Origin of the sequence: Pectobacterium sp. IFB5596 (assembly GCF_021432585.1) — a bacterium.
GTDB lineage: Bacteria > Pseudomonadota > Gammaproteobacteria > Enterobacterales > Enterobacteriaceae > Pectobacterium > Pectobacterium punjabense.
On the sequence record NZ_LXFY01000030.1, the window covers coordinates 1 to 14,868 of the forward strand.

The 14,868-nt window shown below is 52.1% G+C and carries 12 protein-coding genes and 1 riboswitch; of the genes, 4 read left to right on the forward strand and 8 right to left on the reverse strand.

Annotated elements, in window-relative coordinates; all coding sequences use genetic code 11:
• Window positions 1-144: 144 nt before the first annotated feature.
• Window positions 145-1,002 carry a glutamate racemase gene (gene murI / locus A6301_RS17735; RefSeq protein ID WP_234258397.1) on the reverse strand — a complete coding sequence of 286 codons (858 nt, stop codon included), beginning with the start codon at window positions 1,000-1,002 and terminating at the stop codon, window positions 145-147.
• The gene (btuB, locus tag A6301_RS17740; RefSeq protein ID WP_234258398.1) at window positions 947-2,824 is read right to left on the reverse strand and encodes a TonB-dependent vitamin B12 receptor BtuB; all 1,878 of its coding nucleotides are present in this window, start codon (window positions 2,822-2,824) and stop codon (window positions 947-949) included. The genes murI and btuB overlap by 56 nt, the downstream gene beginning before the upstream one ends.
• Window positions 2,825-2,889: 65 nt before the next feature.
• A riboswitch (cobalamin riboswitch) is annotated at window positions 2,890-3,123 on the reverse strand.
• 129 nt (window positions 3,124-3,252) lie between these two features.
• Here btuB and trmA point away from each other — a divergent pair.
• Window positions 3,253-4,356 carry a tRNA (uridine(54)-C5)-methyltransferase TrmA gene (gene trmA / locus A6301_RS17745; protein WP_014916979.1) on the forward strand — a complete coding sequence of 368 codons (1,104 nt, stop codon included), beginning with the start codon at window positions 3,253-3,255 and terminating at the stop codon, window positions 4,354-4,356.
• A gap of 42 nt (window positions 4,357-4,398) precedes the next feature.
• Here the strand turns inward: trmA and A6301_RS17750 are convergent, their stop codons facing one another.
• Together A6301_RS17750 and fabR are read right to left on the reverse strand one after the other, a co-directional pair.
• Window positions 4,399-4,785 (reverse strand): YijD family membrane protein, encoded by a 387-nt coding sequence (locus A6301_RS17750; protein ID WP_107168710.1) that lies wholly within the window; start codon window positions 4,783-4,785, stop codon window positions 4,399-4,401.
• Window positions 4,786-4,817: 32 nt separating this feature from the next.
• Window positions 4,818-5,447 (reverse strand): HTH-type transcriptional repressor FabR, encoded by a 630-nt coding sequence (fabR, locus tag A6301_RS17755; protein ID WP_010308157.1) that lies wholly within the window; start codon window positions 5,445-5,447, stop codon window positions 4,818-4,820.
• Window positions 5,448-5,657: 210 nt separating this feature from the next.
• Here fabR and sthA point away from each other — a divergent pair, with 210 nt between their 5' ends.
• Window positions 5,658-7,064: a Si-specific NAD(P)(+) transhydrogenase gene (gene sthA, locus A6301_RS17760; protein WP_012772922.1), complete on the forward strand. Its 1,407-nt coding sequence runs from the start codon at window positions 5,658-5,660 to the stop codon at window positions 7,062-7,064.
• Here sthA and oxyR read toward each other — a convergent pair.
• The 4 genes from oxyR to metB form a co-directional block, all read right to left on the reverse strand.
• Window positions 7,056-7,964: a DNA-binding transcriptional regulator OxyR gene (oxyR, locus tag A6301_RS17765; RefSeq protein ID WP_010281486.1), complete on the reverse strand. Its 909-nt coding sequence runs from the start codon at window positions 7,962-7,964 to the stop codon at window positions 7,056-7,058. The genes sthA and oxyR overlap by 9 nt on opposite strands.
• A gap of 493 nt (window positions 7,965-8,457) precedes the next feature.
• Window positions 8,458-9,354 (reverse strand): methylenetetrahydrofolate reductase, encoded by an 897-nt coding sequence (metF, locus tag A6301_RS17770; RefSeq protein WP_107168709.1) that lies wholly within the window; start codon window positions 9,352-9,354, stop codon window positions 8,458-8,460.
• Between the two features lie 394 nt (window positions 9,355-9,748).
• The gene (locus A6301_RS17775) at window positions 9,749-12,184 is read right to left on the reverse strand and encodes a bifunctional aspartate kinase/homoserine dehydrogenase II (protein WP_107168702.1); all 2,436 of its coding nucleotides are present in this window, start codon (window positions 12,182-12,184) and stop codon (window positions 9,749-9,751) included.
• Between the two features lie 2 nt (window positions 12,185-12,186).
• Entirely contained in the window at window positions 12,187-13,347 is a 1,161-nt protein-coding gene (metB, locus tag A6301_RS17780) for a cystathionine gamma-synthase (protein WP_039281157.1), read from the reverse strand.
• 186 nt (window positions 13,348-13,533) lie between these two features.
• On the opposite strand from metB, the gene metJ reads away from it, so the two are divergent.
• Complete coding sequence (gene metJ / locus A6301_RS17785) at window positions 13,534-13,851, forward strand: met regulon transcriptional regulator MetJ (protein WP_005973355.1); 318 nt, start codon at window positions 13,534-13,536, stop codon at window positions 13,849-13,851.
• Window positions 13,852-14,068: 217 nt separating this feature from the next.
• Window positions 14,069-14,866, forward strand: a complete 798-nt coding sequence (locus A6301_RS17790) for an ABC transporter ATP-binding protein (protein ID WP_234258399.1) — start codon at window positions 14,069-14,071, stop codon at window positions 14,864-14,866.
• The last annotated feature ends 2 nt before the right edge of the window (window positions 14,867-14,868 follow it).

Consider the following 14,868-nt stretch of genomic DNA (forward strand, 5'->3'; position numbering starts at 1 on the left):
CCTTTATTAAATCTTTTTTCTGTCACCCCAACCGCGTGTCGCTGTTGCCGTGTCAGTGGAGGCGCATTATAGGGACTTCTCGGCGGCTGACAAGTGCTAAATGCAAAATAATTATCGTTTGTCTACTATTCACCCACAAAGCGATTAAAGTGGCAGTTTTTCCAGCGAATCGAAGCCATAACGCTGCAATATTGGCCACAGCGTGGCGACTTTAGGCGTAATCGTCAGGCAGTAAACCAGATTCTTATCTGTCGAAAGTGGAGGATTATCCAGATTAGCAATCAGCCATGCTGTTCTTTTAGCTATAGCAGAACCAGAATCCACAAGACGTGTACCATCTGGCAAGGCCATTTTCAGTTCTTCTGCTAATAAAGGAAAATGCGTACACCCAAGCACAACCGTATCTGGCGGTTCCGGTAAACGCAGCCAAGGGCGCAGAATTCTCTGCAGTTCAGAAATGGAGATCGTCTCCCCCTGCAGTTTCGCTTCTGCTAACTCGACCAGTTCTGACGATCCCAATGACAAAATCTGGCAATCCGTCGCAAAACGGGCAATCAGTTCGTGCGTATACGGACGTTGAACCGTTGCGCGCGTTGCCAATAGGCCGACAACGCCGTTGCGCGTCAGCTTAGCCGCAGGCTTCACCGCAGGGACAACGCCCACGACAGGGAAAGTAAAGCGCTCACGCAGGGCAGGAAGGGAAATCGTACTCGCCGTATTACAGGCGATTACAACCAATGCGAGCTGATGGCGTAGTTGAACTGCGTTAATAATCTCAACCACGCGCTCGATAATAAACTGCTGTGATTTTTCACCATACGGAAACGCTTCGTTATCGAATGCGTATATATAGTGAAGATCCGGCAAGAGCTGCCGGATTTCATCATAAACAGACAGCCCGCCTACGCCGGAATCGAAAACCAGAACCGTAGGACGGGATGGCAGGTTAGAAAGTATAGCTTCCTGTGAGATAGTATTCTCGCCCTGCCGTGCGGTAGCCATATGCCGTCTCATAATCTTTATCAAACAGGTTGGCGATTCTACCACGAACTGTCAGATGAGAGGTGATCGGATATGAGGCAGCGAGATCCCAGAGGCTTACGCCGCCAAGCTTGACAGTCTGGTAGTCATCAATCGCAGGAACATAATTGCCATAATCTTTGTCATAACGACCTCCCAGATATTGGTACGTTACGCTCCAATCGAGGTCGAACACCTGCCAATCCAGTTGATATTTCACCTGCTGCTTTGCACGGCGAGCCAGTGGCTCATCGGTGATGGCATTACGTGAGTCAACATAGTCATAGCTAATACGATGACCTACAGGCCCAGTGTCAAAACTGGCGGTGGCTTCAATTCCTTTGATTTTGGCTTTACCGACATTTTCATAAACGTAACCTGTACTGCCTGTTGCATCAATCAGATTGTCGATGTCATTGCGGTATCCAGAAACCCTCCATGTAACTGGCCCAGTAAGGCCTTCAACCCCACTTTCCCACTGTTTACTTTCTTCTGGCTGAAGGTCACGGTTGCTGCCAAACCTTCCATATAGCTGTCCCATATTTGGCGCTTTAAATGCAGTACCATAAGAAGCAATCAGGCGATAGCCTTCAATAAATTCCCAGGACGCCCCGGTTTGCCAAGTACTATGCCAACCGAATTCAGATTGATCGTCGCCACGTACAGACCCTTCAAGCACTATGGAAGCAAAACGTTGCTGACCAGTCAGGTAAATACCAGTATTGTGCTGGCTTTCCTCTCGGTTCACATTAGTTGAATCAGGCTTGATGATCTGATCCTGCCAATCAACACCAGCACTCACTGTACCCGTGCCCACTTGCAGTGTATTGCCCCACTGTGCGTTGTATTGCTGAGAATCAACTAACGTCGCACCAACACCATGTAGGCCTCGGAGCGGATCGTAGTCATAATCCTTGCTATGGCTATAGCTTCCAATTAGCTGCGTGGAGTAGATGCCGCTCTGATAACGCAGACCGGTATCCCATGTTTGGCTATAAAGCTGGCGAGTATCTACTGCAGAGAAGTTATCGTAGTCAGTACGGTTGTCATAACCATAGCCCCGTAAAAAACCGCTAAAATGCTCACCAAACTTATGTTCAACCGTCCCATACAGCGATTTACTCATAAATCCGTCACGGTCGGGTTGCGCGGGCGAAGCAGTACCGTAAGCAACCACGTCAAATCCTTTGGTGTAGACGTAATTACCAGCCAATGTCGCTGTTGTACTGTCGCCAAATGCTTGTTGCGTTACTGCATCATAAGATTGATACCCATTAGAGCCGATACCAGCGGACAGCGTCGTACCGTTCTTCTCTCTGGTGGTGATGATGTTTACTACGCCGCCAATTGCATCAGAACCATAAACCGCAGAACGTGCGCCACGAATATATTCAACTTTCTGCACCAGTGAGAGGGGGATTTGGCTGAGGTCAGATGAACCACTTAGACCCGCTTGATTAAGGCGAATACCATCGATCAGCACCAACACATGGCTCGAGTTAGTCCCACGGATAAACAACGAACTTTTTTGCCCTAAGCCGCCGTTTTGTCCGATGTCCACACCCGGCAAGCGGCGCATAACATCAGTCAGGCTCTTCGCCTGCCAACGCTCGATCTCTTCTCTGGTCACTACAGTCGTGGGTGCCAGCACCGACGAAACTGGCTGTGCGAAACGATTTGCTGTGACTACCATGTCATCGGCATTTTTTTTCGATGACGAATTTGGAGATGAACTGTTTTCCTGTGCCCAGCCAGAAAATGCCGTGACGGAAAGCGCCGTCAGCAGCGAAATTTTTTTAATCATTGTTAAAGCATCCGAGAAATAATAAGGATGCCGCAGGCTCTGTTAATAGCACGCGATATGCAGAACCAATTGCGACGTATTCCGGTAGGTCTTCGGGCTTGGATGCCGTTGTTACCACAAACCGTCAACGACGGTAGGGGATACAACGAAAGCGATGACTTCCCATCCTCAAAAGTTGAAGACAGTGTCTGCATAATAATGCTATCGCCGGGGCATTCCTTACCGCTGCGCGTCAGCTCCAGATTTACACTGGATTCCCTTTTAACTTGTGGTACAAGGCCGGACGCTCATCCTACAATCGCGAATTGTGGAAGTCTAGACTTCTATATCACTACAGGATAATCACGTAACAAAACTGGACTTCCTGGCCGGATTCCCTACAATTCCCGGCCAATAACACCCTTTTAGACGCTGTTGACGAGAAAACCATGACGCCAGAAATCCTGCCCATCGAACAATACGACGACCAGCTTGCAGAGAAAACCGAGCGTCTGCGTGGGATGATGGCACCGTTCAATGCACCGGAACCTGTCGTCTTCCGTTCTCCCGTCAGTCACTATCGGATGCGCGCCGAATTCCGTATCTGGCACGATGGCGACGAGCTTTATCACATCATGTTTGACCAGCAAACCAAACAGCGCATTCGGGTTGATCGCTTTCCGGCTGCCAGTGAACTGATCAACCGCCTGATGCCAGAGCTGCTTGCCGCCATTCAGCCCGATTCCGTCCTGCGCCGCAAACTGTTCCAGATAGACTATCTGTCCACCCTTAGCGGCGAAGTGATCGTTTCTCTGCTGTATCACCGCGCACTGGATGAGGAATGGCAGGAACATGCCCGCGCGCTGCGCGATAGCCTGACAGCGCAGGGGTTCCGTCTACAGTTGATTGGTCGCGCGACAAAAACCAAAATCTGCCTCGATCGCGATTATGTCGATGAATGCCTGCCGGTTGCAGGTCGGGATATGATTTACCGACAGGTAGAAAACAGCTTCACGCAGCCGAATGCCGCAATCAATATTCAGATGCTGGAATGGGCGCTGGATGCGACAGCGGGATCAACGGGAGATTTACTGGAGCTGTATTGCGGCAACGGCAACTTTTCACTCGCGCTGGCAAGAAATTTCGAACGCGTACTGGCAACCGAGATCGCCAAGCCCTCCGTCGCGGCGGCACAATATAATATCGCGGCGAATCAGATAGAGAACGTGCAAATTATCCGCATGGCGGCAGAAGAATTTACGCAGGCCATGCAGGGCGTACGCCAGTTTAACCGCTTACAGGGTATCGATCTGACGAGCTACCAGTGCGAGACCATTTTTGTTGACCCGCCGCGCAGCGGACTGGATGACGAAACGGTGAAACTGGTGCAGGCATATCCGCGCATTCTTTATATTTCCTGCAACCCAGAAACGCTGAGCAACAACCTGCAAACACTCTCAGAAACCCACGACATTCGCCGTCTGGCGCTGTTCGATCAATTCCCGTACACCCACCATATGGAGTGTGGCGTGCTATTGGAAAAACGTCAGTAACGCACACAAACTGGCGGGCCATCCCGCCAGCATCGCCTGCTGCTATAACGTCTCGCTCTCTTCTGCGGATACGGAATCCGTTTCTTTTCTGCGGCGCAGCTTCAGGCCAATCCAGAAAACCAACACCACGCACAGGATCGAAGGAATAAAGTTCGATCCTATGGCGGGATATTCAACGCGCACGATGGCACTGTAAATCAGTAATCCCAACAGAAAACTGGCCGCCACCAGTATCGGAATGCCTTCCGGCATACTGTGGTGCAAATAACGTTCATGCAGGCAGTAGATCGACAATACCAACGCAATCAGAGGAAAAATCGAGAATGGAACAATACTGCTGAACAAGGCGGCAAATGCGCCGTTGACGGATAAGCCCGCAATCAGCGCCAGAACCAGCGTACCTTTTTCTTGATGAGGTTTTTCTGTCATGGTTTCTCCCTTCTCATGTTGGTATAGAGGATTTATGGCACGGTAAAGCTGCTGTCGTGTTCTTTTCTGTACCAGTAATAAGCACCTTTGGCTATCATCCGCAGTTGCAGCACCAGCCGTTCTTCCAGCTGTTTACGCTGTTCCAGAGAAACATCCAAGGCTTCTGCTCCCGCACTGAAAACAATCGTCACCATCGCTTCTGATTGCGCTTCTGCGAAGCTGCGAGGAATGTGATTTTCCACCTCAAGATAATCCGCCAGCTCAGCGATAAAATGCTGAATCTCCCGCGCCACCGCCGCACGGAACGCCGCCGATGTCCCTGAACGCTCACGCAGCAATAACCGGAAGGCATTAGGATTATTACCGATAAATTCCATAAAGGTGGAAACCGACGTCCTGATCACACTACCCGTTTTGGCAATACGTTGCCGAGCCTGCCGCATTAGCTGGCGCAGCATTAATCCGCTTTCATCAACCATTGTCAGCCCCAGCTCATCCACATCTCGAAAATGACGATAGAAGGACGTCGGCGCGATACCCGCTTCGCGGGCAACTTCACGCAAACTCAAGCTGGCAAAGCTGCGCTCAGCGCTTAACTGGCTAAATGCAGCTTCGATAAGGGAACGACGGGTTCGTTCTTTTTGTTGTGCTCTGACACCCATTATGCTGCCCAAATGATCTCTCCCCTTTCCAGAGGGGCACTATAGCAAACTTTATTGTCCGCAGAATGAGACAAAGTTTGCCATATTAAGAATGTGAGAATCTGTTTCCATAGTAAAGGCAGGGATGATTGGGTTCTGCCACAGTCAATGCTACAATCGCGCATGTTACAGTCGCGTTATTAATTTGTATAAAAACAGGTTTAACCTACCATGACTCTAGAACATCAATTCGATTATGATGCCATCGTTATTGGTTCCGGTCCCGGCGGTGAAGGTGCAGCAATGGGATTGGCCAAGCACGGTGCCAAAATTGCGGTGATTGAACGCCACTACAATGTCGGCGGCGGCTGTACCCACTGGGGTACGATTCCTTCCAAAGCCCTCCGCCACGCCGTCAGCCGTATTATCGAGTTCAATCAAAACCCCCTCTACAGCGACAACTCCCGCATTATTCGCTCCTCATTCTCCGACATCCTGCGCCATGCCGACAGCGTCATTGGTCAGCAAACCCGTATGCGGCAAGGGTTTTATGAGCGTAATCAGTGTGAGCTGTTCTCTGGTGAAGCCAGCTTTATCGACGCCCACACGATTGCCGTTCATTACCCAGATAATACCCATGAAACGCTGACCGCCGCGAATATCATTATTGCGACCGGTTCACGTCCGTATCATCCGGCAGAAGTCGACTTTAACCATCCGCGTATTTACGACAGCGACTCTATTCTGCAACTCGATCACGAACCTCAGCACGTTATCATCTACGGTGCGGGCGTTATCGGCTGCGAATACGCCTCTATCTTTCGCGGCCTGAGCGTTAAGGTCGATCTCATCAATACCCGCGATAGGTTGTTGGCTTTTCTCGACCAAGAAATGTCGGATGCGCTGTCCTACCACTTCTGGAACAACGGCGTGGTTATCCGCCACAACGAAGAATTCGAGAGTATTGAAGGGCTGTCTGATGGTGTCATTGTCAATCTGAAATCTGGCAAGAAGATGAAAGCAGACTGCCTGCTCTATGCCAACGGGCGCACGGGGAACACGGAAACGCTGGGGCTGGAAAATATCGGCTTAAGCACCGACAGCCGCGGGCAGCTCAAGGTCAACAGCATGTACCAGACGGCGCTGGCGCATATTTATGCCATCGGCGATGTCATTGGCTATCCTAGCCTGGCATCGGCAGCGTACGATCAGGGTCGACTCGCCGCACAGGCGATCATCAAAGGCGATGCCAGCGCGCATTTGATCGAAGATATTCCTACTGGCATTTACACCATCCCGGAAATCAGCTCCGTGGGGAAAACCGAGCAAGAGCTCACCGCGATGAAAGTGCCTTATGAAGTCGGGCGGGCACAGTTCAAACATCTGGCACGGGCGCAGATTGTTGGGATGAACGTGGGGAGTTTGAAGATTCTGTTTCACCGCGAAACGAAGCAGATTTTGGGTATTCACTGCTTTGGTGAGCGCGCCGCTGAAATTATCCACATCGGGCAGGCCATCATGGAACAAAAAGGTGAAGGTAATACTATCGAATACTTCGTTAATACCACCTTCAACTATCCAACCATGGCAGAAGCTTACCGCGTGGCGGCACTGAACGGATTGAACCGCTTATTTTGACAGGTTTTCCATATAACCTTGCATGTGCTCGCGGATGGTATCAGCAAGCTGCTCATAGCGTCCGCGCAGCGGTGAACCGGGGCGATACACCAGCGCGATAGTGCGCTTAGGCTCTGGTTTATAACATGGCAAATAGCAAACGCCATCGCGCTCGCGCTCACGCGGTACCGACAACGACGGTAGCAGCGTAATCCCGCTTCCGGCGGCGACCATGTTGCGCAGTGTTTCCAGGCTAGTCGCCCGGAAATGCGTATCTTCATCCGCTCCAGCTTGAAAACAAAAGCCCATTGCCTGATCGCGCAGACAGTGGCCATCTTCCAGCATCAGCAGCTTTTCACCTGCAAGATCGGACATCGCCACGCGTTCGCGGTTCGCCCAAGGGTGATCCTGATAAATCGCTAGCTTCATCGGCTCGTCAAACAGAGGAACTTCAATAAAGGCTTCAGACTCTTTCACCATCGCCAGAATGGCGCAGTCAAGTTTGCCGCTGTCTAATTGCGCGAGCAGTTGATGGGTTTGCGCTTCGTGCAGATACATTTCGAGTTTGGGGAAGGTACGATGCAGCATCGGAATGATTTGCGGCAACAGGTACGGTCCCACAGTAGGGATCAGGCCAATATGCAACGGCCCAGACATGGTTTCCCCCTGCTGGCTTGCCATCTCTTTTAATACCTTGACCTCACGTAGCACCGTGCGTGCCTGCTCGACCAGCAGCAGCCCTGCTTGAGTAAACAAGACCTTACGGCTGGTCCGCTCCAACAGCATCACGCCTAGTTCATCTTCCAGTTTACGAATCTGTCCACTGAGCGTGGGTTGACTCACATGGCAGGAATCTGCTGCACGCCGAAAGTGACGATGTTCTGCCAGCGCGACAAGATACTCTAAATCCCGAATGTTCATTATTATTCTCCTTATCATGATAGCTAACAGCGATAGATAGGATACCAACGAACGATAATCCCTATCAACATCCAAAATGAATAATATATCCCTAAAATCGCGCCTGCTTATTGCAACCTCCCGTCACGCTATAACGAGCAGGCTAATGTATTCAAGTGATTTGACGATGACAGCATTTTGTGTTCTTCGATCACACAAAAAGGCGTGATGGGGGCTGGGAAATACGATGCGTAGGCTGAGCGATTAACAATACAAATAGGCACAAAGCAACAGAGGGAGCATGTGGGGAGTTGGCAAGGTTTATGTAGTCAAAGGAGCAAGAGAAGAAATGATTCAGTCCGTTACGACACATCGAAACATACGAATAGGAATCTCATCCCTGAGACTCCTCCCTTTCCTGGCTCCCACAAGCCATAGATTCAGCTATTCCAATACCTAAATCTATCGCAACGGCGTGGCAGCCTTGTTTCTTCCTGAAATCTTGCGCGCTACTTTAGCGCGTCGCTTCTGGACGCACGCCCAGTGTGTGGCAAATAGCGTAGCTCAACTCAGCGCGGTTCAGCGTGTAGAAGTGGAAATCTTTTACCCCTTCGCGGCTCAGGATTTTCACCATGTCCATCGCAATAGAGGCACCGACCATTTTGCGGGTTTCCGGGTCGTTATCCAGACCGTCAAACACGCTTGTCATCCAGTTCGGCACGCGCACGTTTGTCATCGTGGCAAATTTTTGTAGCTGCTTGAAATTTGATACCGGTAAGATCCCCGGTACGATCTCTACGTCGATGCCCGTTGCCACGCAGCGGTCACGGAACCGCAGATAGCTTTCTACGTCGAAAAAGAACTGTGTGATAGCGCGATTCGCGCCAGCATCAATCTTGTGTTTCAGGTTAATCAGGTCAGCCTGCGCGCTTTTGGCTTCAGGGTGCACTTCAGGATAAGCGGCAACCGAAATATCGAAATCACCAACCTCTTTCAGCAGGGAAACCAGATCCGCCGCATACATTTCCGGTTTGCCGCCTTCCGGGGGCAAATCGCCACGCAGCGCAACAATATGACGAATACCGCTCTGCCAGTAATCCTGCGCGATGTCACGCAGCTGTTCGCGCGAAGCGTCAATACAGGTCAGGTGAGGTGCTGCTTCCAGACCGGTACGTTCTTTAATGGTTTTGATAATGCTGTGAGTGCGGTCACGCTCGCCAGAATTCGCCCCATAAGTCACGGAAACAAACTTAGGCTTCAGGCTGCTCAGTCGATCAATCGAGCTCCACAGGGTTTCTTCCATCTCGCTGGTACGTGGCGGGAAAAATTCGAACGACACATTAATTCGTCCCTGCAATTCCGCCAGACTTTGATTCAGCGCTTCCCGCTGGTTTGCGTGAAAAAAGCTCATACCTGCTACCCCGTTGACCGTGATTGTTATTATCATTCGCCACACGTCTATACGTTTAGACGTCTATATAGAAAATGACGTAATCCGCTTAAAGAGTCAACGTTTTTCAGCCTGGTAGGTGGTGATGATTACTCACGGTAAATGAAAAAATTTCATGATGGATCAGGAGTGGTGACTTTTATACACAAACCCAGAGATATCGTGGGTTTTGCCGTTATCCGGCGTAAAAAATTATGCTGAGGAGATAGCGGGCTTAGGATGAGCCGCCCCGTGTCGGGCGTTTGCTACGAGGTAGCATGAAAATGGCGGGGTTGTGGCGCACGAAACCGTCTCTTGGTCTGCATAAAAATATGACTAAGAGACGGCCAACGGTATGTCGCGCTTACAACAGGTTCTACAACAACTGTGCCAAACGACTGAGGTCAGATTGAAGCGCGCCTGCCGTGACATCACGTCCCGCCCCCGGACCACGGATAACCAGCGGGTTATCCCGATACCAACGGCTTTCAATCGCAAACACGTTGTCACCCGGCAACAGAGAAGCCAAAGGATGATCGGGACGAACAGCTTCAACGCCAACGCGCGCTTTGCCGTTGCTATCGAAGCGTGCGACGTGACGCAGAACCAAGCCCATTTCCTGTGCGGCTTCCAGACGTTGCAACATCTGTTCGTTCAGCGAATCGCCGTTTTCGAAGAAATAATCGACAGATCCCTGTTCACAGCCCGGCGGCACCAGCGACTCAACCCGAACCTGGCTAGGCTCGATGTCATATCCCGCCTCACGCGCCAGAATCACCAGCTTGCGCATAACGTCCTGACCAGACAGGTCAACGCGCGGATCGGGCTCCGTCAACCCTTGCTGACACGCCTGATCGACCAGATCGGTGAACGGTACGGTGCCATCGAACTGCAAAAACAGCCAGGAGAGCGTGCCGGAGAAAATCCCGCTTATCGCCAGAATACTGTCACCACTTTCCCGTAAATCGCGTACAGCAAAGTTGACCGGCAAACCTGCGCCCACCGTCGCGTTATACAACCAGTGGCGATCCGTTTTAGCGAAGGCATCACGAATCTGGCGATAGTTATTGCCGCCAGATGCTCCCGCCAGTTTGTTGGCGCTGATGACATGGAAGCCGTAGCTGGCGAAATCCAGATACAGATCGGCGACCGACTCACTGGCTGTCACATCCAATACGACCAAATCATCAAAGGGGTGCGCACGCATCCACAGGAACAGATCTTCACCATCCCGCTCTTGCGCTTCACTTTCGAAGAAAGCCAATGCGCGGCTGGCATCCAGCCCGTCATAGTTCAAGAGACTGCGCGTACTGTCTACCACGCCAGCCAGTACAAACTCAAAGCCGGTACGGGCGGAAAGGTTGCTCTGCTCACGTGCAAACAGCTCCAGCCAACGTGAACCAATATTTCCTTTACCGAACAGCACCAGACCAATGCGTTTTTCGGCGCGGAACAGCGAATGGTGCAAGCCGCGAATCAAATGCTCCGTCGGACCCACGCGCAGAACAGCAACCAGACTGATGCCATCATCGGCCTGGCGAACAAATTCAATCGGCTGATCTTTCAACTGCTGATAGAAACGGTGGCTGTGCAGCGGGTTTTTACCTACGCCCGCCCCGACCATCGCCACCATCGCTAACCCATCACGCTCGCTGAGTTCCACTGGCAGGTTGGCCTGTGTCAGCAACTGTAATGCGCTCTCCACCACTTCGGAGGTGTAGCACAGTTGCAGCAGGCTGCGATCCTGATGGGCGCCAATGGCCAGCGGTTTCAACTGCGCACGGTTCAGAAGCTGTTCGACCTCTTTTTGCAGCAGCACGAAATCGTGTTCGGAAGGCACCTGAACTTCAATCAGGCACACATCATCATGACTGGTGACAATTTTGGCACCCGTACCTGAGGCCAGCACACGTTCGATACGCGTCGACCCTTGTTCAGGCTGATAGCTGCAACGCAGTTGCAGGTCGATATCACTGCCGGAAACGGGCTGTAACGTACGCGTATGCAGCACGGGCGCTGCCAGACGTGCCAGTTCGCTGGCTTCATCCAACCGCAGCAGTGGCAGCAAACAAGCATCTTTTACTTTGCGCGGGTCAGCACTATAAACCCCAGCGACATCACTCCAGATGGTGACACGTTCAACCCCAGCCAGCGCACCGATTTGCGTCGCGGAATAGTCACTCCCGTTACGCCCCAGCAGTACCGTTTCACCCGCGTCATTGCGGCAGATAAAACCGGTTACCACTAAACGCTGACCTGCGTGTTGCGTCAGATATTGCTGCAACAGCGGCCAGGAGCGCCCCTCATCCACCTGCGGCTGCGCGGCACGTTCCGCGCAGAGAAAATCACGTGCATCCAGCCACGCGGCTTTCATATCTCGATGATTCAACACGGCCGACATCAGGCGAGCTGACCAGATTTCACCGTGCCCAACCACCTCGGCGTAGACAGCATCCGTAATCTTGCCATCCAGCAGCGCAGCCAAACGCTCCAGATCGCGAATAAACTGGGCCGTCAATGCCTCTGCTTCTTGCACAGGCAAAAGCCCGGCAATCAGTTCACTGTGATAGCGACGTAATGCCTGCTGGACCTGATGCGCCGACAGACGATCGCTCTGGCTCAGTTTCAACCAGCTAATCAGCTGGTTTGTGGTACTGCCTGCGGCAGACACCACCATCAAATCTCCGGGATGGCTATATTCCGCCATAATACCGGCTACGCGCAGGTAACACTTCACATCGGCCAGACTGCTTCCGCCAAACTTATGCAGTTGTCGGCCTGTTACCGATGGCGCTACTCCTAATGCACTCATTCTTACCTCTTGGCTGCGGCTTGAAACGCACGATCCAGATCGGCAACCAGATCATCGCCGTCTTCAATACCGGTAGAAATACGCAGTAATGTTTCAGAGATACCCGCTGCGGCACGCGCCTCCGGTGCCATACCCGCATGCGTCATCGTTGCCGCATGCGAGATGAGGCTCTCAACGCCACCTAGCGATTCCGCCAGCGTAAACAGCTCCAGCGAGGCCAGAAAACGCCGCAGAGTGTCTTCATCTCCATCCAGTTCAAAACTTAGCATAGCGCCAAAGCCAGATTGTTGACGGCGGGCAATATCATGGCCGGGATTGTTCGGCAGTGAAGGATGATACAGTGCCTTCACCAGTGGCTGCGTCTGTAAGAATTCAACCACCTGTTGCGCATTACGCTGCGCGGCCGCCATACGCGGCGATAAAGTACGCAGGCCACGCAGCAGCAGATAGCTGTCGAACGCCGCCCCCGTTACACCGATATTGTTCGCCCACCAGGCCAGTTCAGTAATGGTGTCGGCATCTTTGGCGATCACCGCACCTGCGACCACATCAGAGTGACCATTCAGGTATTTAGTGCACGAATGCACGACCAGATCGGCTCCCAGTTCCAGCGGCTTCTGCAACGCCGGGCTCAGGAAGGTGTTATCTACCACGCTGACGGCACCCGCTTCCCGTGCGGCCTGACAAATCGCGGCAATATCCACGACGCGCAGCAGTGGATTGCTCGGGCTTTCCACCAGCACCAGCTTCGGTTTTTCTGCCAATGCGGCATTAAGCGCATCGGTATCACTTTGATCGACAAATTTAACGCGGAACGCACCACGCTTACTCAGGCTATCAAACAGACGATAGCTGCCACCGTAACAATCATGCGGTGCCACCAGCAGATCGCCGGGACGCAGGAATACCGTGCAAACCAGCATAATCGCCGACATCCCGCTGCTCGTCATTACCGCACCCGCACCGCCTTCCAGTTCGGCAAGCGCACGCTGCACAACATCACGCGTAGGGTTACCGCGACGCGAATAGTCGTGTGCGCGTGGCTGGTTGAATCCGGTAAAGTTATACGTGCTGGAAAGGTGAATGGGGGGGACAACGCAGCCATACTGCTCGTCATCATTTAACCCACTGCGGACTGCGATCGTTGCCTGTTTACGCGTCATCGGCTCTTTTCCTGGCTGGAGACTGAAAAATAGGAACTTAAGAGTAAACGCAGTTTTAATGGACGTCAACACATCTAGACATCTAAACTTCTTTGCGTATAGATTGAGCATAAGCATAATAACCGCTAGAATTGTGGCATTTCATGACAGATGCTGTCTTCATTAGATTAATTTTTAAGGTATCCCATGGCTGAGTGGAACGGCGAGTATGTCAGCCCTTACGCTGAACACGGTAAAAAAAGCGAACAGGTCAAGAAGATAACAGTATCTATTCCCTTGAAAGTATTGAAGATACTAACTGACGAACGCACACGTCGTCAGGTGAACAACCTGCGCCACGCCACCAACAGCGAGCTGCTGTGCGAAGCGTTTCTGCATGCGTTCACAGGTCAACCGTTACCGAATGATGAAGACCTGCGTAAAGAGCGCAGCGATGAAATTCCTGAGGCAGCGAAAATCATCATGCGTGAAATGGGCATCGACCCAGATACGTGGGAATACTGATCGCGTTTGCGCTGTCTATTTCCTCGCAAAACCCCGCCTTTCCCGGCGGAGTTTTGCTATGTAGAAAACCCTTATTCCTCCCATTGCACCTTTAACACCCGCCACCTTATCTTCTTTCAGCCACTTCCTTTTCCGCTCATGTTGTGAATCGGGATTGCATTTAATTTGTTATGTTATAACATATCATTTTTAACGTATGACGATGATATGCCGCATCATGACAGAGCCACTCTCTAACAGCCCCGTACTGCTACAGCTTCACCATGTTTCCGTTGCCGACGCTAATCGGGCTCCCAGGCTCAGTGATATTTCGCTTTCCATGCATACAGGCGAACGTTTGGCACTCATCGGCCCCAACGGCAGCGGCAAATCCACACTGTTACGCGTGCTGACCAGCGAACTTAGTGCAACCGCAGGCGATGTCCATTTGAACGGCCAACCGCTGAACGCACTCAGCCGTCATGAGCGGGCAAAGCGCATCGCGATTCTGGCGCAAAATGATGCCCCAGATCTGCGCCTGCGGGTTGCGGAGTACGTCGCCTTAGGGCGGATTCCCCACCATGGATTCAGTACACCTGCGCACGATCGCCAACTCATCGAAGAAGCGCTGGACGATACCGGATTATTACCGCTGCGCCACCGCCTGCTGGGTACGCTCTCCGGCGGGGAACGTCAACGCGCCTCGCTGGCACGCGCTTTTGCCCAAACGCCGCAGCTCCTGCTGCTAGATGAACCGACCAACCATCTCGATCCGTTAGCACGCGCACAGCTACTGTCTCTGGTACGAAAACGCGGTATTTCAACGCTAGCGGTATTGCACGATCTGCCATTGATTACGCCCTTTGCCGATCGCGTCGCCGTTTTGCAGCAGGGTGCGCTACTCCGCTGGGGAACGCCTGCACACGCGCTGAACCCTGACTGTGTGAAATCGGTCTTTGGGATGGAGAGTTTTACGGTACCGCATCCGCGAAATGGCTCCCCCATTCGCATCTTTGAAGCCCCTGAACTGCACTAAGG

Bases quoted from the DNA above. Each gene is read 5' to 3' on its own strand.
- A6301_RS17750 (WP_107168710.1), bottom strand. From the start codon at position 4,785: ATGACAGAAAAACCTCATCAAGAAAAAGGTACGCTGGTTCTGGCGCTG.
- metF (WP_107168709.1), bottom strand. From the start codon at position 9,354: ATGAGCTTTTTTCACGCAAACCAGCGGGAAGCGCTGAATCAAAGTCTG.
- btuB (WP_234258398.1), bottom strand. From the start codon at position 2,824: ATGATTAAAAAAATTTCGCTGCTGACGGCGCTTTCCGTCACGGCATTT.
- A6301_RS17775 (WP_107168702.1), bottom strand. From the start codon at position 12,184: ATGAGTGCATTAGGAGTAGCGCCATCGGTAACAGGCCGACAACTGCAT.
- sthA (WP_012772922.1), top strand. From the start codon at position 5,658: ATGACTCTAGAACATCAATTCGATTATGATGCCATCGTTATTGGTTCC.
- murI (WP_234258397.1), bottom strand. From the start codon at position 1,002: ATGGCTACCGCACGGCAGGGCGAGAATACTATCTCACAGGAAGCTATA.
- fabR (WP_010308157.1), bottom strand. From the start codon at position 5,447: ATGGGTGTCAGAGCACAACAAAAAGAACGAACCCGTCGTTCCCTTATC.
- oxyR (WP_010281486.1), bottom strand. From the start codon at position 7,964: ATGAACATTCGGGATTTAGAGTATCTTGTCGCGCTGGCAGAACATCGT.
- A6301_RS17790 (WP_234258399.1), top strand. From the start codon at position 14,069: ATGACAGAGCCACTCTCTAACAGCCCCGTACTGCTACAGCTTCACCAT.
- metJ (WP_005973355.1), top strand. From the start codon at position 13,534: ATGGCTGAGTGGAACGGCGAGTATGTCAGCCCTTACGCTGAACACGGT.
- metB (WP_039281157.1), bottom strand. From the start codon at position 13,347: ATGACGCGTAAACAGGCAACGATCGCAGTCCGCAGTGGGTTAAATGAT.
- trmA (WP_014916979.1), top strand. From the start codon at position 3,253: ATGACGCCAGAAATCCTGCCCATCGAACAATACGACGACCAGCTTGCA.